32 protein-coding genes are annotated in these 26032 nt (G+C 75.0%); 19 read left to right on the top strand and 13 right to left on the bottom strand.

The window, feature by feature from the left end; translation table 11 throughout:
• Positions 1 to 24: 24 nt before the first annotated feature.
• Positions 25 to 417, bottom strand: coding sequence for an ankyrin repeat domain-containing protein (locus GA0070620_RS08255; RefSeq protein ID WP_091589307.1), 393 nt, complete (start codon positions 415 to 417; stop codon positions 25 to 27).
• Between the two features lie 110 nt (positions 418 to 527).
• On the opposite strand from GA0070620_RS08255, the gene GA0070620_RS08250 reads away from it, so the two are divergent.
• The 9 genes from GA0070620_RS08250 to GA0070620_RS08205 all read left to right on the top strand — a co-directional run bounded on the left by GA0070620_RS08250 (position 528) and on the right by GA0070620_RS08205 (position 6599).
• Positions 528 to 905 carry a cupin domain-containing protein gene (locus GA0070620_RS08250; RefSeq protein WP_091589306.1) on the top strand — a complete coding sequence of 126 codons (378 nt, stop codon included), beginning with the start codon at positions 528 to 530 and terminating at the stop codon, positions 903 to 905.
• A gap of 114 nt (positions 906 to 1019) precedes the next feature.
• Positions 1020 to 1478 carry a cysteine dioxygenase gene (locus tag GA0070620_RS08245; RefSeq protein ID WP_091589305.1) on the top strand — a complete coding sequence of 153 codons (459 nt, stop codon included), beginning with the start codon at positions 1020 to 1022 and terminating at the stop codon, positions 1476 to 1478.
• A 53-nt stretch (positions 1479 to 1531) separates the two neighbouring features.
• Complete coding sequence (locus tag GA0070620_RS08240; protein WP_091589304.1) at positions 1532 to 2020, top strand: rhodanese-like domain-containing protein; 489 nt, start codon at positions 1532 to 1534, stop codon at positions 2018 to 2020.
• Between the two features lie 50 nt (positions 2021 to 2070).
• Positions 2071 to 2646: a winged helix-turn-helix domain-containing protein gene (locus tag GA0070620_RS08235; protein WP_091589303.1), complete on the top strand. Its 576-nt coding sequence runs from the start codon at positions 2071 to 2073 to the stop codon at positions 2644 to 2646.
• Between the two features lie 426 nt (positions 2647 to 3072).
• Positions 3073 to 3681 carry a winged helix-turn-helix domain-containing protein gene (locus GA0070620_RS08230; RefSeq protein ID WP_091589302.1) on the top strand — a complete coding sequence of 203 codons (609 nt, stop codon included), beginning with the start codon at positions 3073 to 3075 and terminating at the stop codon, positions 3679 to 3681.
• A 72-nt stretch (positions 3682 to 3753) separates the two neighbouring features.
• The gene (locus tag GA0070620_RS08225; protein ID WP_091589301.1) at positions 3754 to 4401 is read left to right on the top strand and encodes a nucleoside/nucleotide kinase family protein; all 648 of its coding nucleotides are present in this window, start codon (positions 3754 to 3756) and stop codon (positions 4399 to 4401) included.
• 155 nt (positions 4402 to 4556) lie between these two features.
• The gene (locus GA0070620_RS08220; protein WP_091589300.1) at positions 4557 to 4955 is read left to right on the top strand and encodes a TraR/DksA family transcriptional regulator; all 399 of its coding nucleotides are present in this window, start codon (positions 4557 to 4559) and stop codon (positions 4953 to 4955) included.
• A gap of 48 nt (positions 4956 to 5003) precedes the next feature.
• Positions 5004 to 5876: a DUF72 domain-containing protein gene (locus tag GA0070620_RS08215; RefSeq protein ID WP_091589299.1), complete on the top strand. Its 873-nt coding sequence runs from the start codon at positions 5004 to 5006 to the stop codon at positions 5874 to 5876.
• 294 nt (positions 5877 to 6170) lie between these two features.
• Positions 6171 to 6599 (top strand): DUF2267 domain-containing protein, encoded by a 429-nt coding sequence (locus tag GA0070620_RS08205; RefSeq protein WP_091589297.1) that lies wholly within the window; start codon positions 6171 to 6173, stop codon positions 6597 to 6599.
• A 45-nt stretch (positions 6600 to 6644) separates the two neighbouring features.
• Here GA0070620_RS08205 and GA0070620_RS08200 read toward each other — a convergent pair whose 3' ends face one another.
• Positions 6645 to 7406, bottom strand: coding sequence for a DUF72 domain-containing protein (locus tag GA0070620_RS08200; RefSeq protein WP_231922290.1), 762 nt, complete (start codon positions 7404 to 7406; stop codon positions 6645 to 6647).
• A gap of 195 nt (positions 7407 to 7601) precedes the next feature.
• On the opposite strand from GA0070620_RS08200, the gene GA0070620_RS08195 reads away from it, so the two are divergent.
• Both GA0070620_RS08195 and GA0070620_RS08190 read left to right on the top strand, forming a co-directional pair.
• Positions 7602 to 7907, top strand: coding sequence for a hypothetical protein (locus tag GA0070620_RS08195; protein ID WP_091589295.1), 306 nt, complete (start codon positions 7602 to 7604; stop codon positions 7905 to 7907).
• A gap of 6 nt (positions 7908 to 7913) precedes the next feature.
• On the top strand, positions 7914 to 9188 hold the full coding sequence (locus GA0070620_RS08190) for a cupin domain-containing protein (RefSeq protein WP_091589294.1): 1275 nt from the start codon (positions 7914 to 7916) through the stop codon (positions 9186 to 9188).
• 49 nt (positions 9189 to 9237) lie between these two features.
• Here GA0070620_RS08190 and GA0070620_RS08185 read toward each other — a convergent pair whose 3' ends face one another.
• The 5 genes from GA0070620_RS08185 to GA0070620_RS08165 form a co-directional block, all read right to left on the bottom strand.
• Positions 9238 to 9903, bottom strand: coding sequence for a hypothetical protein (locus GA0070620_RS08185; protein WP_091589293.1), 666 nt, complete (start codon positions 9901 to 9903; stop codon positions 9238 to 9240).
• Positions 9900 to 12569, bottom strand: a complete 2670-nt coding sequence (locus GA0070620_RS08180; RefSeq protein WP_091589292.1) for an FtsK/SpoIIIE domain-containing protein — start codon at positions 12567 to 12569, stop codon at positions 9900 to 9902. Before GA0070620_RS08180 ends, GA0070620_RS08185 begins: the two co-directional genes overlap by 4 nt.
• Positions 12562 to 13611: a hypothetical protein gene (locus GA0070620_RS08175; protein ID WP_377520385.1), complete on the bottom strand. Its 1050-nt coding sequence runs from the start codon at positions 13609 to 13611 to the stop codon at positions 12562 to 12564. Before GA0070620_RS08175 ends, GA0070620_RS08180 begins: the two co-directional genes overlap by 8 nt.
• 26 nt (positions 13612 to 13637) lie before the next feature.
• On the bottom strand, positions 13638 to 13898 hold the full coding sequence (locus tag GA0070620_RS08170; protein ID WP_091589290.1) for a hypothetical protein: 261 nt from the start codon (positions 13896 to 13898) through the stop codon (positions 13638 to 13640).
• 150 nt (positions 13899 to 14048) lie between these two features.
• Positions 14049 to 14456, bottom strand: coding sequence for a PIN domain-containing protein (locus GA0070620_RS08165; protein WP_091589289.1), 408 nt, complete (start codon positions 14454 to 14456; stop codon positions 14049 to 14051).
• A 162-nt stretch (positions 14457 to 14618) separates the two neighbouring features.
• Between GA0070620_RS08165 and GA0070620_RS08160 the strand changes: the two genes are divergently transcribed.
• The 3 genes from GA0070620_RS08160 to GA0070620_RS08150 are packed head-to-tail and all read left to right on the top strand — an operon-like array spanning position 14619 to position 17706.
• Positions 14619 to 17174 (top strand): ATP-dependent Clp protease ATP-binding subunit, encoded by a 2556-nt coding sequence (locus tag GA0070620_RS08160; RefSeq protein ID WP_091589288.1) that lies wholly within the window; start codon positions 14619 to 14621, stop codon positions 17172 to 17174.
• Positions 17171 to 17356, top strand: a complete 186-nt coding sequence (locus tag GA0070620_RS08155) for a hypothetical protein (RefSeq protein ID WP_091589287.1) — start codon at positions 17171 to 17173, stop codon at positions 17354 to 17356. The genes GA0070620_RS08160 and GA0070620_RS08155 overlap by 4 nt, the downstream gene beginning before the upstream one ends.
• The gene (locus GA0070620_RS08150; protein WP_091589286.1) at positions 17356 to 17706 is read left to right on the top strand and encodes a DUF3140 domain-containing protein; all 351 of its coding nucleotides are present in this window, start codon (positions 17356 to 17358) and stop codon (positions 17704 to 17706) included. The genes GA0070620_RS08155 and GA0070620_RS08150 overlap by 1 nt, the downstream gene beginning before the upstream one ends.
• A gap of 76 nt (positions 17707 to 17782) precedes the next feature.
• On the opposite strand, the gene GA0070620_RS08145 is transcribed toward GA0070620_RS08150, so the two are convergent.
• From GA0070620_RS08145 to GA0070620_RS08135, 3 genes are all read right to left on the bottom strand, one after another.
• On the bottom strand, positions 17783 to 18028 hold the full coding sequence (locus tag GA0070620_RS08145) for a hypothetical protein (RefSeq protein WP_091589285.1): 246 nt from the start codon (positions 18026 to 18028) through the stop codon (positions 17783 to 17785).
• 19 nt (positions 18029 to 18047) lie between these two features.
• A complete protein-coding gene (locus GA0070620_RS08140) occupies positions 18048 to 19055 on the bottom strand; it encodes a LysR family transcriptional regulator (RefSeq protein ID WP_091589284.1) in 1008 nt (335 codons plus the stop codon).
• 110 nt (positions 19056 to 19165) lie between these two features.
• On the bottom strand, positions 19166 to 19765 hold the full coding sequence (locus GA0070620_RS08135) for a hemerythrin domain-containing protein (protein ID WP_091589283.1): 600 nt from the start codon (positions 19763 to 19765) through the stop codon (positions 19166 to 19168).
• Between the two features lie 179 nt (positions 19766 to 19944).
• Between GA0070620_RS08135 and GA0070620_RS08130 the strand changes: the two genes are divergently transcribed.
• The gene (locus GA0070620_RS08130; protein WP_091589282.1) at positions 19945 to 21273 is read left to right on the top strand and encodes a M20/M25/M40 family metallo-hydrolase; all 1329 of its coding nucleotides are present in this window, start codon (positions 19945 to 19947) and stop codon (positions 21271 to 21273) included.
• Positions 21274 to 21332: 59 nt separating this feature from the next.
• Complete coding sequence (locus GA0070620_RS08125; RefSeq protein WP_091589281.1) at positions 21333 to 21986, top strand: hypothetical protein; 654 nt, start codon at positions 21333 to 21335, stop codon at positions 21984 to 21986.
• 75 nt (positions 21987 to 22061) lie between these two features.
• On the opposite strand, the gene GA0070620_RS08120 is transcribed toward GA0070620_RS08125, so the two are convergent.
• The 3 genes from GA0070620_RS08120 to GA0070620_RS08110 all read right to left on the bottom strand — a co-directional run bounded on the left by GA0070620_RS08120 (position 22062) and on the right by GA0070620_RS08110 (position 23612).
• Complete coding sequence (locus tag GA0070620_RS08120; RefSeq protein WP_039906151.1) at positions 22062 to 22253, bottom strand: DUF5703 family protein; 192 nt, start codon at positions 22251 to 22253, stop codon at positions 22062 to 22064.
• Positions 22254 to 22410: 157 nt separating this feature from the next.
• Positions 22411 to 23196, bottom strand: a complete 786-nt coding sequence (locus tag GA0070620_RS08115; RefSeq protein WP_091589280.1) for an SseB family protein — start codon at positions 23194 to 23196, stop codon at positions 22411 to 22413.
• The gene (locus GA0070620_RS08110; protein ID WP_091589279.1) at positions 23193 to 23612 is read right to left on the bottom strand and encodes a YbaB/EbfC family nucleoid-associated protein; all 420 of its coding nucleotides are present in this window, start codon (positions 23610 to 23612) and stop codon (positions 23193 to 23195) included. The genes GA0070620_RS08115 and GA0070620_RS08110 overlap by 4 nt, the downstream gene beginning before the upstream one ends.
• Positions 23613 to 23705: 93 nt before the next feature.
• On the opposite strand from GA0070620_RS08110, the gene GA0070620_RS08105 reads away from it, so the two are divergent.
• Genes GA0070620_RS08105 through GA0070620_RS08095 form a run of 3 tightly spaced genes read left to right on the top strand, consistent with a single transcriptional unit; the run spans position 23706 to position 26027 of the window.
• A complete protein-coding gene (locus GA0070620_RS08105) occupies positions 23706 to 24038 on the top strand; it encodes a hypothetical protein (protein WP_091589278.1) in 333 nt (110 codons plus the stop codon).
• Positions 24035 to 25099 (top strand): WXG100 family type VII secretion target, encoded by a 1065-nt coding sequence (locus GA0070620_RS08100; RefSeq protein ID WP_091589277.1) that lies wholly within the window; start codon positions 24035 to 24037, stop codon positions 25097 to 25099. The genes GA0070620_RS08105 and GA0070620_RS08100 overlap by 4 nt, the downstream gene beginning before the upstream one ends.
• 22 nt (positions 25100 to 25121) lie before the next feature.
• Positions 25122 to 26027, top strand: a complete 906-nt coding sequence (locus GA0070620_RS08095) for a hypothetical protein (RefSeq protein ID WP_091589276.1) — start codon at positions 25122 to 25124, stop codon at positions 26025 to 26027.
• The last annotated feature ends 5 nt before the right edge of the window (positions 26028 to 26032 follow it).

Here is a 26032-nt window from a genome sequence, read left to right as displayed (position 1 = left end):
CTGTCGTCCCGGCCCGCCCGGCGGTCACTCCGCTCGGAGCAGGGCCAGCATCTCGGGCAGGTCGAAGAAGCGGGCGGTGTCCACGGCCGACGGCGTGCCCAGGTCGGGGTCGGCGCCGGCGTCGAGCAGCGCCCGTACGGCGTCGGCGCTGCTGCGGAAGACCGCCGCGGCGAGCGCGTTCTGTCCCCGGTCGTTGGTGCGGGTGTGGTCGGCGCCCCGGTCGAGCAGGGCGGCCACGGTGTCCGGGCGGGCGTGGTAGGCGGCCAGGATCAGCAGGGTGTCGCCCCGGTCGTTGGTCAGGTTGACCGGCAGGCCGGCGTCGACCTGCGCGGCGAGTTCCTCGGTGGCGCCCGCCCGGGCGAGGTCGAACATCCGGTGTGCGAACGCCAGCGTCGCGGCGTCGAGTTCCTCGCTCACCGGTCCAGGTTAGGCGTGCGCCCACGTTCCCGCAGGGGTGAGACCTCACACGCCCACCACCGGTGGCGGCCCCGCCTGGTACGGTCCTCGCCCGGCGGTGGGGGAGGACGATGGACGACCGGGTGTACGTGGGCAACGCCGGCGCGGACGGCGCGGTCAACGCGGGGTGGCTGCTCGGGCACTTCATGCCACCGGGCGACCCGCGGCACAGCACCGAGGTCGAGGTGAAGTGGGGCGTCCACCCGGCGGGGGAGGCCCGGGCCCGGTGGGCGACCGGGGAGCGGCGTACGGCGCTGCTGGTGCTGGTCAGCGGCCGGTTCCGGGTCGAGTTGCCGGACCGCACGGTGGTGCTCGGTGAGCCCGGTGACTACGTGGTGTGGGGTCGGGGCGTCGACCACAGTTGGTACGCGGAGACCGAGTCGGTGGTGCTGACCGTGCGCTGGCCGTCGGTCCCGGGCTACCGGGTGGGACCGCCGGTGCGGCGCTGACCTGGGGCGGTCGAGCCTTCGCCCCGCGTCCCAGCATACGGAATGCCTACTAAACCGATAGGGTTTGCCGCCTAGAGTGGAGGGCGACCCCGCCGCCCGACCCGCGAGGACCTCATGAACCGCGACCGCCCGGAGCCCGACCTGCTCGCCGTCGCCGCCCGGTGGGCGGTCGAGCCCGCCGACTGGCCGGTGCCGCTGCGTTTCGATCCCGCCGAGCGCTGGTACGCGCGCCTGGCCGCCGCCGCCGACCACGAGGTGTGGGCGCTGAGCTGGCTGCCCGGCCAGGGCACCGACCTGCACGACCACGGTGGCTCGGCGGGCGCGTTCCTGGTGGTCTCCGGGACGTTGACCGAGGAGACGGTCAGCGGTGGTCGGCTGCGCCCGCACCGGCTCGCCGCCGGCAGCGGGCGCCGCTTCGGCGCCCGACACGTGCACCAGGTCACCAACCGCGACGCCGAGCCGGCCGTCAGCGTGCACGTCTACCGCCCCGCCCTGCGTCGCATGACGCGTTACACAATCACCGAGGGTCGGCTCCGGGCCGCCGACGTGGCCGAGGCCGGCGTCGCCTGGTGACCTCCCGCTGTCCCGGACCCACCGTCCGCCATCGTTCCCGGAAGGAACCGCGCATGCACCAGTCCCGCGCCACCCGCTGTCCGGCCCCGGTCCCGCCGCCGGGCTCCCGCGGCATCGACGAGATCCTGGCCGCGGCCCGCGCCCGGCTCGCCCGGCTCGACCCGGAGCAGGCGCACCTGGCGTACCGCGCCGGCGCGCTGCTCGTCGACATCCGGCCGGCCGCCCAGCGGGCCGCCCACGGCACCGTGCCGGGCTCCCTCGCCGTGGAGCGCAACGTGCTGGAGTGGCGGTTCGACCCCCGCTCGTCGGCCCGACTGCCCCAGGCGGTCGGCTACGACCTCCAGGTGATCATCATCTGTCAGGAGGGCTACACCTCCTCGCTCGCCGCCGCCGCTCTCCAGGACCTCGGGTTGCACCGGGCCACCGACGTCATCGGCGGGTTCGCCGCCTGGCGGATCGCCGGCCTTCCGGCCCTCGGCCCGACCGCGCTGCGGCCGTCCCCTCTCGCGCCCCCGGTGACCGCCGACCGGGCGCTTCGCTGACCGTCACGCTCGACCGGGCGTGGCGGGCGTACGCCGTCACAGGAGGCACCATGTCCGCCGTCGCCATCTCTCCACGGCCCCACCCGCCGGTCCGCACCGACCGCACCGGTCCGGCCCGGTCCCCGGCCACCCTCACCCTCACCGTCGACCTCGCGTCGGGTTCGCTGACGCCGCGGCTGGCCCGCCTCCTCGACCTGATCGGGGAACTCGCCGAGTCGGGGGAGGGGCGGCTGCGCGCCGGGGGCGCCGTCCCGACGCCCCGCACTCCGGAGTTCGTCCCCGCCGGCCCAAGCGCCGCCGTGGACCCGCCCGCCGCGCGGCCGGACGAGGTCCGCATCCTGGCCGGCTCCCGGGTCGTACGCCACGGCGACCGTGCCGTCCCGCTCACCCGGATCGAGTACGACCTGCTGCTGTTCCTGGCCGAGCGACCCCGGCGGGTGTTCACCCGGTTGCAGCTGCTCGCGAACGTCTGGGGCTACGAGCACGCCGTAGCCCGTACGGTCGACGTCCATGTGCGGCGGCTGCGCGCCAAGTTCGGCGTGGACACGCCCGTGGTCACCACCGTCTACGGCGTGGGCTACCGGCTGGCCGACGACGCGCCGATCGCGGTCGACCCGACCCGCTGACCCGCCGGGCCGACGTGGCACGCCCGGGAGAACGGGCGTGCCACGTCGGCGTGTCCGGGAGCGGCACGCCGGGCGGCGGTGCGCCCCGGTGGGCGTGTCCGGCCCGGCTTCGTGTCCCGTCCCCGTGACGGTGGGCTCCACATGGGAGCGCGACCGTCCGAGGTCGCCGGGCCGGCGCCCGGCACCGAGGGTGGCGTCCGGGACCGAACGTGAACCGGGCGGGCACCCCCCGTATCGGGTCATCTCGTCGACTCTGCTGTAATCATCAGGCTTCGTACGCAGAGCGAGCAGACGGCTCCGATGTGTTCGTCAATTGTCACATTCATGCAACGCAGCCGCCTCTTGACCCTCGCACGGGCGCCGGGAAGCATCGATGAAGCGGCGTCCCGGGCCGTGGGGAGATACCCGGACCAGCCAAGGAGGACCATGTCGGTCAGCCCCGCCTCGTCGCGCGCCGGATGGCATACGTCCCAACCCGCGGTCCCCGGTCGACCCCCGGGCGGCCAGCGCCGCCCGGCGAACACGGCGTCCGCGCCGGTGCTCACCGTGACACTCTCCATCCCGCTCGCCGCCGAGGAGACGCTGACGCCGCCGGCCCGTCGGCTGCTGGAGGCCGCCCGCGAGATGATCGAGCGCGGCGAGGGGGTCGTCGCCAGCAACGTCCCCCTGGAACGGCGCCCCGACCAGCTGCCGGCCGGTCGCAGCCCGGCCCGCCCCCTCGCCCCGACCATCCCCGCCCTGCACATCCTCGCGTCGTCCCGCTCCGTCCTGCGCGACGGCGAGCCGCTGCCGCTCACCCGGTTGGAGTTCGATCTCCTGCTGCACCTCGTCGCCCACCCGCGCCGGGTGTTCACCCGGCTGCAACTGCTCAACGCCGTGTGGGGCTACGAGCACGCCGGTGTCCGCACCGTGGACGTGCACGTCCGCCGCCTGCGCGGCAAGGTCGGCGTCGACGTGCCGCTGGTCACCACGGTCTACGGCGTCGGTTACCGGCTCGCCGACGACGCCCGGGTCACCGTCGACCGCAACGCCTGACACCGTCGCCGTCACGGGCACCCGCCCGCCCGACTCCGACAGCCCGCCCGGCCGGCGCGGCAGGATGGTCGGGTGCACATCCGCCCCATCACACCCGAACGACTCGTCACCGAGCTGACCGACCGCCTGACCGAGCGGGCCGACCACGTCGCCGAAGCCCGGCTGCGGGTCGGCGTGGACGGCCCGAGCGCCGCGCGCCCCGAGGACCTCGCGGCCGCGTTGATCGACCCGCTGCGCGCCCGGGGGCGGCCGGCGTTGCACGTCCGCACCACGGACTTCCTCCGCCCCGCCTCGGTGCGGCTGGAGCAGGGCCGGACCAACCCCGACGCGTACTACGAGGGCTGGGTGGACGAGGCGGGACTGCGGCGGGAGGTGCTCGACCCGGCCGGTCCGGGCGGCTCCGGGCGGGTGCTGCCCTCCCTGTGGGACGCCACGACCGACCGGGCCAGCCGCGCCGCGTACGTCGACCTGCCCGCCGGCGGGGTGGTGCTCGTCAGCGGGCCGCTGCTGCTCGGCGGTGCTCTCGACTTCGACGTGACCGTCCACCTCGCCCTGTCGCCGTCCGCGTTGCGCCGCCGCACCGAACCGGAGCAGCGGTGGACGCTGCCGGCCTTCGACCGGTACGCCGACGAGGTCGATCCCGCCTCCTTCGCCGACGTCGTGGTACGCGTCGACGACCCCCGCCACCCCGCCGTCGTGGAGCCGTCCGCGTCGGCGTGAGGTGTCCCCGAATTCGCCGGTTTGGTCGAGTCATCCGGCGGGTAATCGCCCGGCTCACAGAGCACGGGTGATCGCCCGTGTACCGCACGCGACCGTGACCGGGGCCGGGGGGCACCGGGCCGCCGGTTGACCAGATGCCAGAAAGGCAGGCAGCGATGCTCGTCCATGACACGGTCGGAACGGCCCGTTCGCAGGCGGAGACCGACCAGATCCGGCAGTCCCTGCAGACGCGTTACGACGAGCTGTCGGCCGAGTACGAGCAGGCCGTGCTGCAGAGCCAGGTGCTGCGGCTGGTGGAGGTCGGCGACACCGCCGGCGACGACCAGGCCGACAGCGGTACGAAGACCGCGGAGCGCGACACCGCCCAGTCCCTGCTGCGCACGATCCTCGACCGCCGCGCCCAGTACGAGCACGCGCTGACCCGGCTCGACGAGGGCACCTACGGCTTCTGCGAGGGCTGCACGAAGCCCATCCCCGTCGAGCGTCTGGAGATCTTCCCCTCCGCCACGACGTGCGTGTCCTGCAAGCAGACCCGCGAACGTCGGGCGGCCTGACCGGACGCAGCGGTTGCCGGTCGGTCCGGAGCGCGGTGGACTTCACCCATGGGTGACATCAAGGTGGGCACCGCGTCCTGGACCGACCGGACCCTGTTGGACTCCGGCTGGTATCCGCAGACGGCCGACACGCCGGAGAAGCGCCTCGCGTACTACGCCCGCCGGTTCCCCCTGGTCGAGGTGGACGCCACCTACTACTCGCCGCCGGCCGAGCGCACCGCACGGCTGTGGGCGGAGCGCACACCGGCCGGCTTCACGTTCAACGTCAAGGCGTTCAGCCTCCTGACCGGGCATCCGACGAAGGTCAGCGCCCTCTACAAGGACCTGCGTCCGGAGACGGACAAGCGCACTGTCTACCCCGACGCGCTGCCCGCCCAGGCGTACGAGGAGGTGTGGACGCGCTTCCTGTCCGCGCTCGACCCGCTGGTCGACGCGGGCAAGCTGGGCGCCCTGCTGTTCCAGTTCCCGCCGTGGTTCACCATCAAGCGGGACAACAAGCAGTACCTGCTGGAGGTGGCCCGGCGCTGCGCACCCCTGCGGGCGGTCTACGAGTTCCGCCACGCGTCCTGGTTCGACGGCGCCAACCGCGACGAGACACTCGCGTTCCTGCGCGAGCACCGGCTGCCGTACGTCTGCGTGGACATGCCGCAGGGGCACCGCTCGTCGGTGCCGCCGGTGCTGGCCGCCACCGCGGACCTCGCGGTCGTGCGGTTCCACGGGCACAGCGACAAGTGGACGAGCAAGGACATCCACGAGAAGTTCGGCTACCGCTACTCCGACCGGGAGCTGCGGGACTGGGCGCCCCGGCTGCGCGAGCTCGCCGACTCGGCGGAGCAGACCCACGTTCTCATGAACAACTGCTACCGCGACTACGCCCAGACCAACGCCACCACCCTCGCCGGTCTGCTCGACGCGGACTGAGCGCGCCCTCACCCCCACTGGGTGAGGCCGGCTCACCCGATTCCGGGGCAGCGTGGAGGTTGCGTACGGCCCGACGCGGCCGGCGCACCACGAGGAGGTGACCGGGAATGACGGCTCGGGTGGTGGCAGATCCCCGGCGGGGCGCCGTCCTGCGGGTGGTCGGTGCGAACGACGGCTCCCGGCGGGGCGAGCGCGCCGGGAGACGGAGCCCGGTACGCGCGCGCGGCGGCCCGGCGGGCCCGCCACGGCGTGACGACGACCGACGCTGGGAGACCCAGGACCGGGGGTGGGAAAATGGCTGAGCAGTTGATATCGGCGTTCGAGTCCTCGCTGGACAAGACGAACCTGATCCTGAAGGACATCGAGAGCGCCTACGGCTGGCCGAAGGCGCAGCGCAACCAGTCCTACGCGGCGTTGCGGACGGTACTGCACCTGCTGCGGGACCGACTGCCCGTGCAGGAGAGCGTCGAGTTCGCGCAGCAGTTGCCGATCCTGGTACGCGGCATCTACTTCGACGGCTGGCGTCCGTCCGACGTGCCGGTGAAGCTGAACCGCGAGGACTTCCTCTACGAGGTCCGGCAGGGCTTCCCGTACGACGTCGAAGGCGGCCCGGAGCGGATCACCCAGGTGGTCCTGGACACGCTGCGCAAGCACGTCACCCAGGGTGAGTGGCAGGAGGTCAAGGACACCATGCCGCGCGACCTGGCGAGGATGATGCCCTGACGCTCCGCCGGCCCGCCCGTGCCAGGGGACGGGCCGCGGTGACGCTCACGCCGTCGGGACCCGGCTCGCCGGGTGCCCGGCGCGCTGGGCGAGGCGGGCGAACGCGACCGCGTCGACGACGGCGGCGCCGCCCGGGTCGTTGTTGAAGTAGACGTACGCGGTGGCGTCGCCGAACGTGTCGGCGAGCCGGCGTACCCAGGAGGCGAGCGCCGCAAGCCCGTAGCGGGGGTGCGGCCGGGCGCGTCCCTCGTGCAGCCGCAGGTAGCCGAAGTCGGTGGTACGCCACATCGGCGCGACCGGTCGGCCCAACCGGTCGGCCCACACCAGCGCCGCCCGGTGCCGCTCCAGCACCGCCCGGGTCTCGGCCGTCCACCAGGACGGGTGGCGGGGCTCCACCGCCACCCGCACCCGCTCCGGGAAGAGCCGCAGCGTGGCGTCCAACGCCGGCACGTCGGCGCGCAGGTTGGGCGGGAGCTGCACCAGGACCGGGCCGAGCCGGTCGCCGAGCGCGGTCGCCCGGTCGAGGAAACGCGCCACCGGTTCGGCCGGCTCCCGCAGCCGCTTGACGTGCGTCAGGTAGCGGCTCATCTTCACCGCCACGCAGAAGTCGTCCGGTGTCCGGGCCCGCCACGCGGCGAACGTGTCCCGCTCCGGCAGCCGGTAGAAGGCGTTGTTGACCTCCACCGTGGCGAACCGTTCGGCGTAGTGTTCCAGCCACCGCCGCTGGGGCAGACCGGCCGGATAGAACCGGTCCCGCCAGTCGCGGTACTGCCAGCCGGACGTGCCCACCAGAATCATTCCCCTCATCCTGGCACCGTCGGCGCCCACGCGCCCGCCGGCGGGCCGTCGCCCGGCCCGTACGTCCTCGGAGGGCCCGCGGAAAGCGCCCGTGCCAGCAGGTTCCGGCGCCTACGGTGGGGTTAGGAAAGATCGTGGGGGGTACCACCCGCTGCACGACGGACCCCCGCGTACGGCGGGGCGCGCACATCCGAGGGAGTACCGATGCCACTCAACGACGACGACATGCAGACCACCGGCGGCGGGGGCGCGGAAGGCCCGGCCGACGGTGGTGCGACGCCGGGTCAGCACGACGGTGGTGCGGACGGCAGCGCGGAGGGTCCGGCCGACGGTGGTGCGACGCCGGGTCAGCACGACGGTGGTGCGGACGGCAGCGCGGAGGGTCCGGCCGACGGCGGTGCCACGCCGGGTCAGCACGACGGTGGTGCGGACGGCAGCGCGGAGGGTCCGGCCGACGGCGGTGCCACGCCCGGCCAGCACGACGGCGGCGCCGACGGCAGCGCCCGGTAGCGGGCCGTGACGCACCTCGACCCGCCGGGCGGCCACGGCCGTCCGGCGGTCGCGTCCGCCGAACCGGCGGCGGCGCTCGCCCGCTGCGTGTCCGTCGAACCCGCGAAGTTCGCCGCCGCGCACTGGGGGCGGACACCACTGCTGTCCCGCGCCGACGAGCTGCCCAACCCGGCCGGCTTCACCGACCTGCTCAGCCCGGCCGACGCCGACGAGCTGCTCAGCCGGCGAGGTCTGCGTACCCCCTTCCTGCGGATCGCGAAGGGCGGCGAGCTCGTCCCGGCGGGCCGCTGGACCGGCGGCGGCGGCGCCGGCGCCGAGATCGGCGACCAGGTGCTCGACGAGCGGGTGCTGGAGCAGTACGCGGGCGGCGCCACGCTGGTCCTGCAGGGCCTGCACCGCCTCTGGCCGGCCCTGGTCGACTTCACCCGCGACCTGAGCCTCGCGCTCGCCCAGCCGCTGCAGGTCAACGCCTATCTCACCCCGCCCGGCAACCAGGGGTTCGCCACCCACTACGACACCCACGACGTGTTCGTGCTCCAGGTGGACGGCCGCAAGCACTGGCGGATCCACCCGCCGGTCCTGCCGGACCCGCTGGAGCGTCAACCCTGGGGCGGCCGCGCCGACGAGGTCACCGCGACCGCGCAGGGGCCGGCCGCGCTCGACGTGGTCCTCGCCCCCGGCGACGCGCTCTACCTGCCCCGGGGCTGGCTGCACAGCGCGCAGGCTCAGGAGTCCAGCTCGCTGCACCTCACGGTGGGCGTTCGCGCGCTGACCCGCTACGCGCTCGTGGAGGAGCTGCTGGCGCTGGCGGCCGAGGATCCCCGGCTGCGGGCCAGCCTGCCGTTCGGCACCGACGTGGCCGACCCGGACGCCATCGAGCCGGAGCTCACCGAGACCGTCGAGGCGCTGCGCGACTGGCTGCTGCGGGCCGACCCGGCGGCGCTGGCCGGCCGCCTGCGGCAGCGAGCCTGGCCGGCGTCTCGGCCGGCGCCGATCCGGCCGCTCGCCCAGGCCGCCGCGCTGACCGCCCTCGACGCCGACGCCCGGCTGAGCCCGCGCGCCGGCCTGCGCTGGCAGCTCGTGCCGCGGGACGACGACCGGGTGGCGCTGCGCCTGTTCGACCGCACGATCACGCTGCCCGCCCAGTGCGAGCCGGCCGTTCGGGCGCTGCTCACCGGCACGGCCACCCGCGTCGGCGACCTGCCCGGCCTGCCGGACGACGACGACCGGCTGGTCCTCGCGCGCCGCCTGCTCCGGGAGGCGGTCGTGGTCCCGGCCTGAGCCGGGGTCCGCGTCGCCACGCCGCTGTCCCGTCCCGACCCGGGCCGGGTCAGCGGCCGAGCACCAGCAGCAGGGCCGTGGTGACCAGACCGGCGGCCAGCACCACGGTCATCGCCCGCGGGCCGAGCACGGCGTGCCGCCGGTCGGCCAGCACCTTCGCCGGCACCAGGCCGGCCAGCGGGCCCAGCAGCGTCACGACCAGCGCCAGCACCGGCATCCCGACGGCCAGGTCGCCGCCGTAGCCGACACCGGCCGCCCGGGCGCCCACCCCGAGGGCGTACGCCACACCGGCGCCGACGACCCCGCAGAGCGCCAGCAGCGGGTTCACCGACCCGGGCAGCTCACCGCGTTGGCGGGTCCGGTCCAGCAGATCCCGTACGCCGGCCAGCAGCGGACGCGGGTCACCGTCCACACCCGTCGCCGGCGCCGGCGGCCCGCCGAGCCGCCGGCCCGCCGATCCGAGCCGGCCACGCAACTGCTGCCACAGGTGGGCCGCCTCCGCGTCGACGCGGTCCTGCAGCTCACGGGCGTCGACCAGCTCCTGCTCGGCCTGTCGGACCTGCTCGGCGGCCTCGGCCACCGCCTGCTCGGCCGCCGCGCACTGCCGCTCGTACCAGGTGCGCGCCTCCTCCCGCTGGGCGTGCACCCGCGCCGTCAGGTCCGCCAGGCGGCGCACCTGGGCCGCGTACGTCTCGCTGGTCACCGGTTCGTTCATCGGGACGGCCCATAGGGGATGATGACCTGGCCGGTGCGGTGGACCGCGCGGTCGAAGAACAGGCCGCGCCACGGCCGCGGATACCAGTCCGGGCCGCCGGTGCCGGGATAGAGGGACGAGCCCAGCTCGCCGCCGTGGGTGTCCAGCGCCACCCACGCCCCGATCTGGTCGGTGCGCGCCGCCGGCCCGCCCAGGTCGGCGCGCATCCGGGCGACGCCGCGCCACCAGGCCAGCACGTGCGTACGCCGCTCCGGCCCGTCGTGGAGGATGCGGCGCAGTTGCTCCAGGCCGGTGCGTCGGCCGACCCGGGCGGCGAGCGAACCGGCCGCCGCGTCGACCGCGAAGAGCAGCAGGTAGTGCGGGTCACCGGCGGCGGTGAGCCCGTCCGCCGTCTCGGCCATCAGCTCCGACACGGTCTCTTCGTCGTACCAGGCGGCGTCGTCCGCGAGGTCGTCGTAGAGGGCACGCGCCACCGGGTCGGCGTCCGGGTCGAGGCAGGCGATGGAGAACCGGGCGGTGCCGGGCCGGTGCTGCCGGGCGAGGGACCGGGCCGCCGCGTCGAGCACGGCGCACGCCTCGTCGACCCGGGTGCCGAGGACCGCCAGGTTCCGGCCCGGCGCGCGGGGCAGCCGCAGCGCCGCCGAGCGGGCCTGCACGTCGATGATCTCGCCGAGCAGCGCGACCGGGCCGCGCGGGGTGCCGGCCTCGGGGCGCAGGGCCCGGAAGTCCGGGGCGTCGGCGAGCCGGGGGATGGCGTCACCGTCGAAGAGCCGGGCCGGTGCGGCGTCCTGGGGGCGCATCCGCCACAGCCGGTGCTGCAGGCCGCTCCACGTCTCCCAGTCGCTGGCCGACGGGATCCGGGCGACCTCGTTGCCCTCCGGCAGACCGGACTCGGCGTTCACCACCGCGTGCCAGCGGGGCAGCGACTGGGCGGCGTCGTTGCGTTCGGCCAGGATGCGCAGCGCCTTCGGCAGGGCGATGCGGAGCGTGAACTGGGCGACCAGCGCGGGGCGGCCCCACAGCGCCTCGATGCCCCGGACGTCCTGCGAGGCGAGGACCAGGTGGATGCCCTGCGAACGGCCCCGGCGGGCCAGGTCCTCCAGCAGGTCGGCGGCCTCCCGCGCCACCACGTCCCGCCCGGCGAGCAGCATCTGGAACTCGTCCACCACCGCGACGATCCGGGGCCAGCGCCCGGTCGGGTCCACCGCACGCAGCTCGGCGAGCTTGGTGACCTCGTGTTTCTTGGCCGCGTCGGCGCGCCGGCGCAGCTCCTCGGCGAGGAAGCGCAGCAGCGCCAGACCGAACTCCCGGTCGGTGTTGACGTTGATGCCGACCAGGCGCATGTGCGGCAGCCAGCTCGGGTCGCGCCGACCCTGCGCGAACCGGGCGAACGACACGCCCTCCTTGAAGTCGAGCAGGTAGAACTCCAGTTCGGCGGGGGAGTAGCGGGCGGCCAGAGCGCCGATCCAGGCGAAGATGAGGTTGGTCTTGCCGGTGCCCGACGGCCCGCCGATCAGCGCGTGCGGCGGATAGTCGCCGAGGGTGAGGTGGACCGGCCGGCCGTGCGGACCCTCGCCGATCGGCGCGCTGAGCCCGGTGGCCGAATCCTCCTGCCACATCCGCTCGGGCGGCGGCAGCAGGTCGGTGAACGGCGTCGGCGGCGGGCCGGCGTTGACCCGGGACGCCACCTCCCGGCAGGTTTCGGTGACCAGGGTGGCCGGCGGCGGCGGGTCGAGCCGTACGGGCAGGCCCGGCGGGCCGCCCACCCGGGCGCCGGCGGCCTCGGCGACCACCCGGGTGACGGTCGGGTCGTCGGGCAGCGGCACACCGCGGACGACCAGGTGCACCCCGCACGCCGCGCCGGTGCGGACCACCCGGTCGAGTTGACCGCGCTCGTGCCGGGACAGCTCGTCGCCGCCGAGCAGCACCGCCACCCGCCACGGCTCGGGTCGGCGGCCCGTCGCGGCGGCCAGCTCGCGCAGCGAGCCGTGCTCGCCGGCCAGCACCGTCTCGTTGATCCGGCGGATCTGCTCCACCAGGTCGTCGAGGAGCCGGGCGAGGCCACCCGGGCCGACGAAGGTGAGCAACCCGGCGGTGCCGAGCGGGGCGAAACCGGCGAGCCCGCCGCCCAGGTGCTCCGGGTCGTACCCGATCAGGCGGACCGCGCCCGGCTCGGCCCGGCCGAGGGCCCGCAGCAGCAGCGCCGAGACCACGGAGTCGCAGCCCTCGCGGTCGTCGCCGCCCAGGTGGACGTGCCCGCTGTCGAGCAGCGGCACCAGCGCCGGCACCGGCTCGGCGCCGGGGATGCGGACGGCGCCGATGCGCAGCGCGCCGGCCGGCTCACCCCGCCCGGCGGGCGTGGCCTTCCACTGTGGCCACTGCTCGCTGGCCGCGCCCGGCGCCTCCCGCTCGGCGGCCGCAGCGGCCCGGCGGGCGAGCTCGGCGAGCCGTGCCGCGTGCCGCGCGTCGATCTCGGCGAGCCGGCGGTCCCGTTCGGCGCCGACCCGCTCCGGCACGGCCGCCGCGGCGCGGCGGATCCGGGACAGCCGCTCGCGCCCGGCGGTCAGGTCGGCCTGCGCGGCGGACAGCCGGGTGCGGGTCGCGCCGAGGGCGTCGGCGAGCGTGTCCCGGACCCGGGTGACCAGCTGGGCGCGCCGGTCAGCCATCGGAGCCCCGGCGTCGCGGCGCGTCGTGCCACGGGCCCGACCGTGGCGGGACCCGCCCGGCGCCGCCCACCGTCCCGCCCGACCTGGCCCGGGACTCGGTCGGCCCGGTCCGGCTGTCGACCGCGCCCACCCGGGCGTCGCGCGGTCCGGACCGGCCGGCGTCGCCCGCGGCGGCCCGGCCATCGCCCGGGGCGGCCCCGCCGTCACCGGTGACCGCCCGACCGGCGTCGGCGGGCAGGTCCCGACCGAGGCGGGCCAGCAGCACACCGGTGAGCACCCCGGCGGTCACGGCCGAGTCGGCGGCGTGCGGCGGCTCGCCGGAGCGCCGGGGCGGGGGCATCCGGCACACCCGGGTCAGCAGCGTCTCCAGCACCGGCGTCGGCAGACCGGGCAGCAGGTCCCGCACCCGCGCGTCCACCGCGCCGCGCAGTCGCCCCAGGTCGTCCGCGCGTGGCGGGTGGCCGAGCACCTCACCGGCCAGGTCACGCAGCAGCGGCGGGGCGATGGCGGCGAGGCCCAGCCCCACGTCCGCGTGCGCCCGCCGCAACTCGGTCCGCAGCCGGTCCCGGTCGCCGCCGCGCACCCCGCGTACGACCCGGCGCAGCAGCTCGGCGGAGTCGCCGATCCGCTCGTCCGGCTCGTCGGCGCCCTCGGCGCCCCCGGTCAGCTCCGCCACCCGCACCGCCCACCAACGGCGCAGCCGCACCTGCTCGGCGGGCTCGGCCGGTACGGCCACCGGGGCCGCCTCGCGTGGCGCGTCGTGCCGGGGCTCCCGGCGCTGCTGCGGTGGCGGCGCCCCGCCGCCGGCGCCGATCCCGATCGCCGCCAGGTACGCGGCGAGCTGCTCCTGCGCCAGCCGCAGCGCGTAGCCCGCGGTCTCGGCGTGCTCCGTCGCGGCGGACAGCTCCGGCACGCCCATCGGGTTGGCCGACTCCTGCCGCACCCAGCGCAGTCGCTCGCTGGCCAGCCCGAACTTCTCCAGCGCCTGCCCGAGCAGGCCCACCGGCAGCTCCTCGGCGGCGGCGCGGACCTGTGCCGCCACATCCTCGACGATGGACACGGCCGGCCTCAGAGGGCGGAGACGTAGAGCTGCGCCTGCTCCACCGCGACGAGTGTGGCGGCGAGGCACTCCTCCAACTCCTGGCTGGCCTGTGTCAGCGACGCCTGGGCCGCCTCGACGGTCTCGTGCCCGCTGCCCTCCAGCGCGCCCGCCAGGGTCTGCTGGGCCTCGGCGAGCTTCTCGCCGGCGGCCTGCACGGCGCTCTGGCCGTCGCCGATCTGTTGCAGTGCCACGTCGATGGCTGCCTTGAGCTCGGCGACGCTCGCCACGGGGCGTACCTCCTGGGGGCGGGGAGGCCTTCATTAGAGCCTATTCGGACGGCGGGGGAACATCCGCCCTGTCAGTGTTCCTGCCCCGGTGACCGCTTGTCACCACGAAGCGGCGCGAGTCCGATTGGCGGGACCGGCGGCCAATTTGCCTCACTCCCGTACGGCCCGCTCGCGGTCCCGTGCGCCGTCGCGCAGCCAGCGCGGCCCGTACACCTCGGCGCCCTGCGCGGTGACGCGTTCCCGCAGCTCACGGTCGGCCGTGACGACCAGGCGCCGGCGGTCCGGCGCGGCCGCGACCAGGTCGACGATGGCGTCGTCGCCCGATCCGCGCGCGGCGACCACCGCGACGCCGGGACCGGCCGGTACGTCCCGCGCGACCCCCTCCACCACCAGCACCACCTCGACCGGGGGCGGCAGTTCCGGCAGCCCGGACTCGGCCACACCGGCGATCGCGTCGCGCAGGCGGGCGGTGGCACCGGGGCGGTCCCGCCACCAGCCGTCCGGGCGCGACCCGACGACGTTGGCGGCGTCCACGATGAGCAGCGGCGGCACGTCCATGGCCTCCAGCCTGCCATCGCGGCGGGCGAAAAGGTGGCTGGCGGGGTCTTCCGGGCGGGTCGCCCGGTGTGTCGGATCCCCACCGCCGTGCGGCCGGTGGCGTTTGTCGGGCCGACCGCCGGGTAGCCCCTGCCGACCGTGCCGCCGACAGCGGAGGACAGCATGATGGGACCCGGCGACTTCGGCACCGACCCCTGGGACGAGTTCCTGGCCCGGTACTTCGGCCGGGGTGAGGGCGGGCGCCGGCCGGCGCACCGGGTCGACATCACCCGGCTGATGACCGCCGACGCGCGCGAGATGCTCGCCGACGCGGCCCGACGCGCGGCCCAGAAGCAGAGCAACGACCTGGACACCGACCACCTGCTCTGGGCGGCGCTGCAGCGCGAGCCGCTGCGTGACCTGGTCCGGCGTGCCGGGGCCGACCCGGACACCCTGCTCAACGCGCTGGGCGGCAAGGGCGACGGCGCGCCACGGGGTGAGGTGCCGCCGAACCTGTCGCTCACCCCGGCGGCGAAGCGGGCCCTGCTCGACGCCCACCAGCTCTCCCGGGCGATGGGCGCGAACTACATCGGACCCGAGCACATCCTGATGGCGCTGCCGCTGAACCCGGAGTCGCCGGCCGGTCGGATGCTCGCGGCGGGCCGCATCCAACCGGAGTCGTTGCAGGCCGCCAACGCCGAGCGGGGCCCGATGAGCGGCCCCCGGCCCGACCGGGGCACGCCGACCCTCGACCAGTACGGCCAGGACCTCACCGACCTCGCCCGCAACGACCAGATCGACCCGGTCATCGGGCGGGCCGATGAGATCGAGCAGGCGGTGGAGATCCTCTCCCGGCGGACGAAGAACAACCCAGTACTCATCGGCGAGGCCGGTGTCGGCAAGACCGCGATCGTGGAGGGGCTGGCGGAGCGGATCTGCGACGGTGACGTGCCGCAGACCCTGCTCGGCAAACGGGTGGTCCAGCTCGACCTGGCCGGCCTGGTCGCCGGCACCCGCTACCGGGGCGACTTCGAGGAACGGCTGAAGAAGGTCATCGACGAGATCCGGGCGCACCGCGACGAGCTGATCATCTTCCTGGACGAGATCCACACCCTCGTCGGCGCCGGTGGGGCCGGCAGCGAGGGCGGCATGGACGCGTCCAACATGCTCAAGCCCGCGCTGGCCCGCGGCGAACTGCGGGTCATCGGCGCGACCACGCTGGACGAGTACCGCAAGAGCATCGAGAAGGACGCGGCGCTGGCCCGCCGCTTCCAGCCGGTGCTGGTCCCGGAGCCCGGCGTGGACGACACCATCGCCATCCTGCGCGGCCTGCGCGACCGGTACGAGGCGCACCACCAGGTGCGGTTCACCGACGAGGCGCTGGTCGCCGCGGCCGAGCTGTCCGACCGGTACATCACCGACCGGTACCTGCCGGACAAGGCCATCGATCTGATCGACCAGGCCGGCGCCCGGGTGCGGCTGCGGACCCGCACCCCCGACGCCGACGTACGCGACCTGGAGCGGCAGCTCGACGAGGTCCGCCGCGACAAGGAGCAGGCCGTCGCCGACGAGAAGTACGAGCGGGCGTCCGACCTGCGTGACCGGATCAGCGAACTGGAGCAGCAGATCCGCCGGGCGCACGGGGAGGACGGCACCGGCTCGCAGGTGCCCGAGGTCGGGCCGCAGGAGATCGCCGAGGTGGTCTCCCGCGCCACCGGCATCCCGGTCGCCCAGCTCACCGAGGAGGAGCGGGACCGCCTGCTGCGGCTGGAGGGACACCTGCACGAGCGGGTGGTCGGTCAGGACGACGCGGTCTCCGCGGTCGCCGAGGCGGTACGCCGCTCCCGCACCGGCCTCGCCGACCCCAACCGGCCGATGGGCAGTTTCCTGTTCCTCGGCCCCACCGGGGTCGGCAAGACCGAGCTGGCGAGGGCCCTCGCCGAGGCGCTGTTCGGCGAGTCGGACCGCATGGTCCGGGTGGACATGAGCGAGTTCCAGGAGCGGCACACGGTCAGCCGCCTCGTCGGTGCGCCGCCCGGGTACGTCGGTTACGAGGAGGCGGGACAGCTGACGGAGGCCGTCCGCCGCCGCCCGTACGCGGTGGTGCTGCTGGACGAGATCGAGAAGGCCCACCCGGACGTGTTCAACATCCTGCTCCAGGTGCTCGACGACGGGCGGCTCACCGACAGCCAGGGCCGGACGGTGAACTTCAAGAACACCGTACTGATCATGACGAGCAACCTCGGTTCCGAGCTGATCACCGGCGCGCAGCGCTCCGTCGGCTTCGGCGCCGGCGAGCCGGGCAGCGCGCAGGAGAGCGACGAGCTGCGAGAACGACTCATGCGCCGGCTCCAGGAGAACTTCCGTCCCGAGTTCCTCAACCGCATCGACGAGGTGATCATCTTCCGTCGGCTGGAGGCGGCGCAGCTGCGCCAGATCACCGAACTGCTGCTGGAGGACACGCGGCGACGGCTGCACGCCCAGGACATCGAGGTGACCTTCACGACCGCCGGCATCGACTGGCTCGCCGAGCACGGCTACCAGCCGGAGTTCGGGGCCCGCCCGCTGCGTCGCGTCATCCAACGCGAGGTCGACAACCGGCTGTCCCGGATGCTGTTGGAGTCGCAGGTCTCGCCCGGGCAGCGGGTCACCGTGGACGCCCGGGACGGGGAGCTGACCATCGACGTGGGCGCCGGTGAGCGCGGCTACAGCGCCGCCACGACGACGCACCCGCGATGAGCGGGGCGCAGGAGCGGGAGCACCGGGAGCCGGAGGAGTCGCAGCAGGGCGAGCACGTCGAACCGATCCACGCCCGACCGACGGCCAACCCGTCTCGCGTACGGATGCCGGCGGACGGTCCACGCAAGAAGCACGAGGGGGACCCGGAGGATTCCGGGCCGCCACCCGGAGAGGAGGGCTGATGGCACGCGAGCAGCGACTCGATCCCGAGGTGGAGGTGCTCTGGGAGGACTTCCACGCCCAGGTCAACGTACCGTCCGCGCAGCTGCGGCAGTGGCTGCTGACGCGGGGCTCCGGCGAGGAGGCGTTCGGCGCGGACCCGGACCTCGGCCTGCCCGAGCCGGGCCGGCAGATCCTCCAGGTGCTGACGAAGCGCAAGGTGGACCTCACGCCGGAGGACATCGACGTGATGCGGGAGGCGGTCGACCGCATCCAGTCCCTGGTGGACGCCCGGCCGCCGCGCGGCAACGCCGACGACGAGTGGCGCCACTCCCTGCTCGACCTGGGCCACGACATCCTGATCGAACGCTGACCCCGACTGCCCACCCACGTCGCCCGCCGCCGGCCCACCGGGTCCGGCGCGGGCGGCGGGCAGGTGCGGGAGGGGGTTACTGGCCCTGGTTGGACTCCAGGCTGCCGATGGTCAGGCCGGCGGCGTCGGCGGCCGTCGCCCGGTCGTTGCGCATCTGCTCCTCCCGGGTGAGCAGGTTCGCGTACTCGGTGATCTCGGCGGGCCCGGGCACGTCGGGGAGCCGGCGGAGGAACGCCTCCACGTCCTGGGCGGCGGCGGAGTGGGCCGCGGCGGCCCGGCGCAGCAGCTGGCGGTCGTCGGAGGCGCTGTTCGGGTCGGTCATGGGGCGGTGATACCCGGCGTCACGCGGTTCGCACCCCGCCGGTGCCGCCGACCGCGCCGGTCGCCGTCGGCCGCCGCACCCCGAACGCGGGATTGCGGGTCAACCAGGCGAGGTAGTCGGGGTGCGCGGCCAACGAATCGGTGTACGCCGCCTTCGCCGTCTCCAGCACCAGCTCGGCGACCCGGGCGGCGGGGGAGTCGGGGTGCCAGCCGAACATCAGCCGCCAGCGCAGCGGCACGCCGGACAGCCGCCGGGTGACCAGGCCGGCCACCGGACGGAACGTGGCCTGGCACAACGCGACCGCCGCGCCCGCGTCCACCAGGTCCATGCAGGCGCGGATGTCGGCCTCGTACACCTTGCGAGGGGTGAAACCGGCGCGGGCGCAGGCGGCGGCGAAGCAGTCGCCGAAGCACCCGTCGCCCGGGGCGGCCACCCACTGCTCGTGCCGCAGGTCGACGAGGCGTACCTCCTCCTGACCGGCCAGCGGGTGCGTCTCCGGCAGCAGCACGAGCACCGGGTCGACGGCGACCTCCCGCCAGCTCAGCCCGAACGCCGCCGACGGGCTCGAGTCGCCGCAGACCCCGGTCAGCACGAAGTCCAGCCGTCCGCCCACGACGAGCTGCGCCAGCTCGTCCACCGACCACGAGGCGTACGTGGTGATCTGCGCCTGCGGCTGCTCGGCGGAGAGCCGGTGCACGAGCCGGCCGAGGATCGGGCTGTTGACCCCGCCGAAGCGGTACCGGCGCGGCGCGTCGGCGGCGCCGGCCAGCCGGGCCGCCTCGTCCTGCAGCCCCTTCATCGCCGGCAGCAGCACCCGGGCCCGAGCGAGCACCAGCTCACCGAGCGCGGTCGGCCGAGCGCCACGGCGGTCCCGCTCGAAGAGCGGGCCACCGAGCGTCCGTTCGATCCGCTGGAGCTGGGCGGTGAGCGCCGGCTGGGCCAGGCCGAGGGTGGAGGCCGCCTTGGTGACGCTGCCGGTCTCGGCGATCGCGCAAACCACCCGCAGGTGTCGCAGCTCCAGATTCATACGGTGACGGTAGGACCACAGCCGGACCTGCGGAAGGGCCCGGATGGATCGGTGATGATGGATGACCGGCGCCCGCGACCTGCACGGACCGGAACCCGCCGTCGGGGCCGTCAGCCGCGCGGGGGCTCCGGCAGGTCCGCGAGGTACGTCGGACGACCGGTCACCGCGTCCCGGACCTTGTCGACGACACCCACGACCGGCTCCACCACCCGGTTCCAGGGCGGGGTGGCCGGGGTGCCCGGGTGCGGACGCGTCGGGGCCGCCTCCTCGGCGATCTCCAGCCGGTTACCGAGGCGGATCAGCTCCTCCTCGGTGGCCACCGCGCGCAGCTCCCGGACCAGCGCGCCCACTGCGTCGACGTGGCGGCGGACCCGTTCCGCCACCTCCGCCAGCCCGTCCTCGGTCAGCGCCTGCAACGCGGTGAGCAGGGCGGCGTCGGCGTCGATCTCCCGCTCCACCCGCTCGGCCCGGTCGGGCAGCGCCGAGCGGACGGCCGGCAGCACGTACTGCTCCTCGCCGGACAGGTGCCGCGACAGCGCGGCGGTCAGCACCGGCAGGCCCTCGGCGGGGATCGCGTCCGGGCCGGTGAGCTGCGCGACCAGCTCCAGCAGCTGCCGGTGCTCCTGGTCGACGATGTCGGCGACGTTGCGTCCGCCGGGCCGGTAACCCTCGTCGGGGACCGGCGGCAGCGGCGGCAGGGGGACGGTCATGGTTGCCCTCCTCGCGCGGGGGCGGTGCGGGGACGTTCGGTCGCGGGCGGCGGTACCCGGACGGGCGCGCCGCGAAACCGTCCGCTGGTCGGGACGCGCGCACGCCCCGGCGACGCCGCACCGACGCGGGCCGGGCGGTCGGGGCCGGCGGGCGCGGGCGGTGCTGGTATGAAGAAGCGATGACGAGCGACGCCGCCTCCGCCCGACCCGATCCCACCGACGAGGTCGTCGACCTCTGCCGCGACCTGCTCCGGATCGACACGACCAACACCGGCGACAACGACACCAGCGTGGGGGAGCGCCGCGCGGCCGAGTACGTGGCGGAGAAGCTGGCCGAGGTCGGCATCGCGGCCGAGATCCACGAGTCCGCGCCGGGCCGGGCCAACGTGATCGCCCGGATCGCCGGCACCGACCCGAGCCGGGGGGCCCTGCTGGTGCACGGCCACCTCGACGTCGTCCCCGCCGACGCCGACGAGTGGTCGGTGCACCCGTTCTCCGGTGAGCTCCGCGACGGTTACCTGTGGGGTCGCGGCGCCATCGACATGAAGGACTTCGACGCGATGGTGCTCGCCGTGGTGCGGCACTGGCAGCGCACCGGCGTCCGTCCCGCCCGCGACATCGTGCTGGCCTACACCGCCGACGAGGAGGCGGGCAGCGACTACGGCGCCCACTTCCTGGTGCAGCGGCACCGGGACCTCTTCGACGGCTGCACGGAGGCGATCGGGGAGGTCGGCGGCTTCTCCTACTCCATCAACGACTCGCAGCGCCTCTATCTGATCGAGACGGCCGAGAAGGGCCTGGACTGGCTGCGCCTGCACGCCAAGGGCCGCCCCGGGCACGGCTCGATGGTGCACGACGACAACGCCGTCACCGCGCTCGCCGAGGCGGTCGCCCGGATCGGCCGGCACCGGTTCCCGGTGGTGGTGACCCCGACCGTGCGGGCCTTCCTGGAGGAGGTCTCCGACCTGCTCGGCGTCGCGCTCGACCCGGACGACCCGGAGACCGCGATCGCCAAGCTCGGCCCGATCGCCAACCTCATCGGCGCGACGATCCGCAACACCGCCAACCCCACGCGCCTGGCCGCCGGCTACAAGGACAACGTCATCCCCGGCCGGGCCACCGCCACCATCGACTGCCGCAGCCTGCCCGGCCAGTCGGAGCTGCTCGAACAGCAGCTGCGCGAGCTGGTCGGCCCGGACATCGCGATCGAGTACATCCAGCGGCAGCCGGCGCTGGAGACCACCTTCGACGGCGACCTGGTCGACGCGATGTCGGCCGCCCTGCGCGCCGAGGACCCGGGGGCGCGCCCGGTGCCGTACATGCTCTCCGGCGGCACCGACGCGAAGGCCTTCTCCCAGATGGGCGTACGCTGCTTTGGTTTCGCCCCGTTGCGGCTGCCGGCCGACCTGAACTTCTCCGCGTTGTTCCACGGCATCGACGAGCGCGTTCCGGTCGACGGGCTACAGTTCGGCGTGCGGGTTCTGGACCGGTTCCTCCGCACCTGCTAGCCCGTGTCCGTTAGCCGCACCCGGCGCGGAACCTCCCCATCGTGAAGGGACACCCTCCCATGACCGACCAGCACGGTGAGCTGGACGCCGCCCTCGAGCGGGTGATCGACGCGGCCCGCCGGCACCTCGCCGCCGTACGCGCCGCGCAGGGCCGCATCGACGACGACGACGTCTGGCAGGCGTACGTCGCGTTGAACAACGCGTCCTACGCGTACGACGAGCAACTCCTCGACGCCTTCGGCGAGGTCACCCCGTGGGACGTCGACTCGATCGACCCCGACGAGGCCGACGAGCGCTTCGGCGGCGGCGAGGGCGTCGAGGCCACCGACCCGCACCCGCGGGTCATCTCAGTGCGGCAGCGGCGGGACTACCGGGTGCCCAGCGTCGCGGCGCTGATTCGGGTGGCCGAGGTCGCCCGCCGCGAGGGCACCCCGGAGGACGACGAGCCGGCGCCGGTGGAGGGCGTGGGCGAGGCCGTGCTGGAGCTGCTGCAGAACGGGGACGGCTCGCTCAGCGCGCTCGACGTCCCCGAGCTGGAGCCGCTCGACGGCGTGGTCATGGTCAGCGAGGTCGGCACGCCCGTCGATCTGGAGTCGTTCGACGACGACGACCCGGCGGGGCCGTTCCAGCCCGCCGCCGACGACCGGCTCATCGGCCGCCTCGACGAGCACCCGTTCCTCGACCTCGACGAGGAGCACGACCACGCCCACTAGGGCGCGACGCCCCGGGGCCCGGCCGACGCGGCCCGGCCCCGGGGTCCGGCCCTCGGCGTCCGCCGGACGGGCCGTTCAGTACGACAGGCCCGGCTGCGGCTGGTTGACCCGCCGACGGCGCAGCATCACCTGCCGCGTCCCGTCCCGGAACAGCCGCACCCGGGCCAACTCCCATCCGGAGAACTCCGCCTGGATCGCCAGCTGCGCCGCGGCGGTCAACCGGTCGACGTTCGGCGGCAACCGCAGCGGCGCGTATTCGTAGTCCATGGGCCCTATGCTGCCCAGCCCGGCGGCCGTTTGCCACCCCCGCCGGGGTGACCGACGCCGCCGTCGCGGTGGTTCGTGCCACCCTGGGGCCCGCCGGTCGATTCCGTGCCGCGTCCGCCCACGTGCCGCCCGCTCGCCGGCGGTGTGCGGCGGCCCGTCAGCCGGTCGGGGCGTTGGCCACGATCAGGGCCGCCAGGGCCGGTGCGGACAGGGCGACCGCGCGCGGGGTGCCCGGGTCCACCGCCAGCCCCCAGGACGGGTCGGGCCAGTCCTCGAACAGCTCGGCGCAGGGCAGCGCGACGAACGGCACCCCGTCCCCGGCGAAGGCGGTGAGCGCGGCCGGCGACGTGAAAACCGGCAGCAGGTGCCCGCCGGTCGCGTCGCCGGCGACCGTCCAGGGGAAGTCGGCGCCCGGCGTCGGCTCGCCCGCCAGCGGGACGCACACCGTGGCCCCGGCCAGCACCCCGAGGTAGCCGGGCAGGTCCCGCCGGTCGGCGGCGGCGGCGAGCAGCGCCGCCACCGCCGGGTCGACCGATCCCGCGGCGTCCGTGTCGCCCCCGGGCGCCGGCTCGGCCGAGCCGGCGCGGGTCCCAGGCGTGCCGGTCGCCGGGTCGGCCGGCGGCACCGGCCGGCAGGAGAGCGTGCCGGGATCGTCGGTCAGCACCTCGGCGGCCGTACGGGCGACGAGGACGCTCAGCGGTTCCAGCCGTTCCGGGGCGCGCGGCGTCTCGTACCACCACCGCGTCCCGCCGGCCGGGCGGTGCCAGCCGAGCGCGGCCAGGCGTGCCTCGTCGTAGCCGGGGCAGGTCACCCGGATGACGTCGCGGCGCACCAGCAGCCGCATCCCCCGCGCCCCGCTGGACAGCTCCAGGTCGGTGTCCCGGTCACAGCGGGCGAGGGTGTCCCGCAGCCGCGTGACGATCTCCGGCCAGGTCGGTGTCATGCCGGCGAGCCCGGCAGGCGGCCGTCGAGGCGCCCCAGCCGGCCGATGGTCTCCTCCAGGCGGCCCAGGGCCGAGAAGTCGCCGGGCTTGCCGAACAGCTCGCCCAGCCCGGCCCCGAGGGTGGCGTCCAACCCCTCGGTGCGCTCCTCGACCTGTTCGGTCGCGCTCGCCCGGGCCCGCCCGTACGCCTCCAGCACCAGCTCCGCCAGCGCCTCGGTGCCGGCGCGCAGCGCGGCCGGCGCGAAGGTGACGCCGGTGAGGGCGCCGGTGGCGTCGACCGTCGCGGACACCAGCCCGCTCTCGTCGGACGCCGTGGCGGACAGCTCGGTCAGGTCGTCGCGCAGGCCCGCGAACCGGCGCTCGATGTCGGCGATCCGCCCGGCGAGCGCGTCGAACGCGGACATCGGATCAGTCATGAGGTCCCTCCCCCGTGGACGGTGGACCGGGGTGGTGCCCGGTGGCCGGGGAATCGTATCGTCGGAGCGCCGGACACACGGGGGAGGAACGGCATGGCATCGGACATCGAGGTCGACGTGCAGGCGGTCCGCCGGCTGGAGACCGCCGCGAAGCAGGTGACCAGCACGCTCGCCGCGCTGGAGGCGCAGCTCGCCTCGGCCGGTGACGTGCCGTCGGACGCCTTCGGTCACCTGCCGTTCGCCAGCGACATGCTCCGCGCCAAGTACGCCGAGCAGGTCACCGGCGGGACGGACCTGTTCCGCGCCGCGCAGGCCGCGTTCGGGCGGGTCGCCTCGGCGCTGTCCGACACCGTCGAGGCGTACGAGCGCAACGAGCAGGACATCGACGCCGGCTTCAAGGCGATCCAGTCGGGGATGCCCCGGTGAGCGGGCCGGCCGGCAGCGCCGTCCAACTCTGGAACGGCCTCGACAACGCGCTCTCCGGCGTGGAGGCCGCGGTCGACAGCGTCTGCCGCACCCTCGCCTGGCCGCTGATCCAGCTGGTCGACATGGTCGACGGGGAGCCGGCCGCGCTGCAGGCCAAGGCCGCCGAGTGGGACGCGCTGGCCGCGCAGGTGCGCGACCTGGCGCAGACCCACCGCGGCACCCGCGAGGCCGCCCAGGTGGGGTGGCGGTCGCCGGCCGGCGAGGCGTACGGGCGGCGGCTCGACGAGGTCGAGCAGCAGCTGCTGGAGGTCGCCGACCAGTTCGCCGCGACGGCGGAGTACCTGCGCAACGTCGCCGAGGCCCTCCAGGTCACCCACGACGTCCTCGTCGACCTGTGCGTCGAGTTCGTCAACTGGCTGCTCGTCACGCTGGTCACCGCCCTGCTGATGGCGCCGTTCACGATGGGGGCGTCCTGGGCGACCGGCGTGGCCATGTCCGTGACCCGGGGCATGATCACGGTGACGCGGGCGCTCGGCCAGTTCATCCGGCCGCTCGCCATGCACCTGCAGAAGGTCATCCGGCTGCTGCAGAAGGTGCTCCACCACCTGCACCGTCTGCGCAGCCACCTCGACAAGCTGGTCGACAAGCAGCGGGCGCTGCGCCGGGGCATGAAGTCCGTCGACAAGCGGCGCGCCGCCGGCAAGGCCGACAAGTGGTACCACAAGGTCACCGACCCGGCCAAGGGCACCTTCAAGCTGGGCAAGTCCGGCTCGCCGTTCGACATGAGCACCCTCGACCGGGCCGCCGCCCTGCGCGCGCACGGGGTCACCGACGGCGCCCGGGTCATCGCCCGGGACTGGGCGACCAACCTGCCGTGGAACGTGCCGAACTCGGTCGTCCACGGCGTCACCTGGGGCTCGGTGGCCCTCGTCAGCGGCCTGTCCGTGCCGGGCGCCGACCTGGTCAGCGACCAGGTCGGCCAGGCGGTGCAGGACGGCGCCGACTGGGTCGACCAGAATGTCTTCGGGCAGCCGCCCTCCGAGCAGCCCGCGGGTCGTTGACCGGTCGAGGGGGTAACGCCTGATGTCTGGGGAGCGGAGCCGGCTGGGCCGGTTCGCCGACGCCGTGGTCGGTGGCGCGCGCGCCGCGCGCGACAAGGCCCGTGAACTGCGCGAGGAGTTGCGCGGCACCGACGAGCCCGAGCGCGCGCTCGTCGCGCCGCTGGTGCCCGGGCAGGAGCTGCGCTACGCGGGCGTCATCCCGATCCGCACGCCGGAGACGCACCGGGCGGGCAGCCAGCTCGCCGACCAGGTGGCCGGGGAGCTGGCCGACTCGCTCGACCCACGGATGCTGTTCGGTCTGCTCAACATCGTCAACCCGGTGGCCTGGGTCGAGGCGGTGATGACACCGGTGCGGATGGCCGCGGGGGTGCTGCTGCTGCCCGGCAAGGCGGCAGCCGTGGCCGCCGGCGCAGCCGACGAACCGGCGCCGCGGTCGGGCCCGCCGCACCTGCCGGCCCAGCGGGAGCCGATCCCGCTGACCGCGGAGCAGGAGGCGTTCCGGGCCCTGTTCCGGCTCAGCCTCTACCGGCCGCTGGCCGACCAGCTCGCCGAGATCGCCTACCGGCGTCGGTACGTCTTCAGCGGCGACCTCGCCAGCCTCGCCGGCAGCCTCCTGCTGTTCCTGGAGCGCTACACCGGCACGCCGCTCGCGGTGACGGACACCCACCTCTACCTGCTGCGGATGGGGCTGCGCCCGCCGCCGGACAAGCCCGACCGGCGGCAGCCGCGGATCCTGTGGAGCGTGGAGCGCACCCGGGTGGTCCGCATCGACTCCGAGCACGGCAACGCCCGGCTGGTGCAGTTCCCGTCCACCATCGTCTTCGACGACGGGTCGTGGATCCGGGTGGTGCACCCGACGATCCGCGACGACCACTACCGTCTCCTCGCCGCGATCCGGGAGATCCCGGGGCGCCGGCCGACGGTCTGACCCGT

The organism is Micromonospora krabiensis (assembly GCF_900091425.1).
In the GTDB taxonomy this organism is placed as follows: Bacteria; Actinomycetota; Actinomycetes; order Mycobacteriales; family Micromonosporaceae; genus Micromonospora; species Micromonospora krabiensis.
This window is presented reverse-complemented; position numbering and strand designations above follow the sequence as displayed.

Bases quoted from the DNA above. Each gene is read 5' to 3' on its own strand.
- GA0070620_RS08240 (WP_091589304.1), top strand. From the start codon at position 1,532: ATGCACCAGTCCCGCGCCACCCGCTGTCCGGCCCCGGTCCCGCCGCCG.
- GA0070620_RS08230 (WP_091589302.1), top strand. From the start codon at position 3,073: ATGTCGGTCAGCCCCGCCTCGTCGCGCGCCGGATGGCATACGTCCCAA.
- GA0070620_RS08125 (WP_091589281.1), top strand. From the start codon at position 21,333: ATGACCGACCAGCACGGTGAGCTGGACGCCGCCCTCGAGCGGGTGATC.
- GA0070620_RS08145 (WP_091589285.1), bottom strand. From the start codon at position 18,028: ATGACCGACCCGAACAGCGCCTCCGACGACCGCCAGCTGCTGCGCCGG.
- GA0070620_RS08245 (WP_091589305.1), top strand. From the start codon at position 1,020: ATGAACCGCGACCGCCCGGAGCCCGACCTGCTCGCCGTCGCCGCCCGG.
- GA0070620_RS08155 (WP_091589287.1), top strand. From the start codon at position 17,171: ATGAGCGGGGCGCAGGAGCGGGAGCACCGGGAGCCGGAGGAGTCGCAG.
- GA0070620_RS08095 (WP_091589276.1), top strand. From the start codon at position 25,122: ATGTCTGGGGAGCGGAGCCGGCTGGGCCGGTTCGCCGACGCCGTGGTC.
- GA0070620_RS08180 (WP_091589292.1), bottom strand. From the start codon at position 12,569: ATGGCTGACCGGCGCGCCCAGCTGGTCACCCGGGTCCGGGACACGCTC.
- GA0070620_RS08140 (WP_091589284.1), bottom strand. From the start codon at position 19,055: ATGAATCTGGAGCTGCGACACCTGCGGGTGGTTTGCGCGATCGCCGAG.
- GA0070620_RS08215 (WP_091589299.1), top strand. From the start codon at position 5,004: ATGGGTGACATCAAGGTGGGCACCGCGTCCTGGACCGACCGGACCCTG.
- GA0070620_RS08185 (WP_091589293.1), bottom strand. From the start codon at position 9,903: ATGAACGAACCGGTGACCAGCGAGACGTACGCGGCCCAGGTGCGCCGC.
- GA0070620_RS08120 (WP_039906151.1), bottom strand. From the start codon at position 22,253: ATGGACTACGAATACGCGCCGCTGCGGTTGCCGCCGAACGTCGACCGG.
- GA0070620_RS08235 (WP_091589303.1), top strand. From the start codon at position 2,071: ATGTCCGCCGTCGCCATCTCTCCACGGCCCCACCCGCCGGTCCGCACC.
- GA0070620_RS08135 (WP_091589283.1), bottom strand. From the start codon at position 19,765: ATGACCGTCCCCCTGCCGCCGCTGCCGCCGGTCCCCGACGAGGGTTAC.
- GA0070620_RS08130 (WP_091589282.1), top strand. From the start codon at position 19,945: ATGACGAGCGACGCCGCCTCCGCCCGACCCGATCCCACCGACGAGGTC.
- GA0070620_RS08250 (WP_091589306.1), top strand. From the start codon at position 528: ATGGACGACCGGGTGTACGTGGGCAACGCCGGCGCGGACGGCGCGGTC.
- GA0070620_RS08165 (WP_091589289.1), bottom strand. From the start codon at position 14,456: ATGGACGTGCCGCCGCTGCTCATCGTGGACGCCGCCAACGTCGTCGGG.
- GA0070620_RS08200 (WP_231922290.1), bottom strand. From the start codon at position 7,406: ATGAGGGGAATGATTCTGGTGGGCACGTCCGGCTGGCAGTACCGCGAC.
- GA0070620_RS08195 (WP_091589295.1), top strand. From the start codon at position 7,602: ATGCCACTCAACGACGACGACATGCAGACCACCGGCGGCGGGGGCGCG.
- GA0070620_RS08150 (WP_091589286.1), top strand. From the start codon at position 17,356: ATGGCACGCGAGCAGCGACTCGATCCCGAGGTGGAGGTGCTCTGGGAG.
- GA0070620_RS08220 (WP_091589300.1), top strand. From the start codon at position 4,557: ATGCTCGTCCATGACACGGTCGGAACGGCCCGTTCGCAGGCGGAGACC.
- GA0070620_RS08110 (WP_091589279.1), bottom strand. From the start codon at position 23,612: ATGACTGATCCGATGTCCGCGTTCGACGCGCTCGCCGGGCGGATCGCC.
- GA0070620_RS08115 (WP_091589280.1), bottom strand. From the start codon at position 23,196: ATGACACCGACCTGGCCGGAGATCGTCACGCGGCTGCGGGACACCCTC.
- GA0070620_RS08160 (WP_091589288.1), top strand. From the start codon at position 14,619: ATGATGGGACCCGGCGACTTCGGCACCGACCCCTGGGACGAGTTCCTG.
- GA0070620_RS08105 (WP_091589278.1), top strand. From the start codon at position 23,706: ATGGCATCGGACATCGAGGTCGACGTGCAGGCGGTCCGCCGGCTGGAG.
- GA0070620_RS08205 (WP_091589297.1), top strand. From the start codon at position 6,171: ATGGCTGAGCAGTTGATATCGGCGTTCGAGTCCTCGCTGGACAAGACG.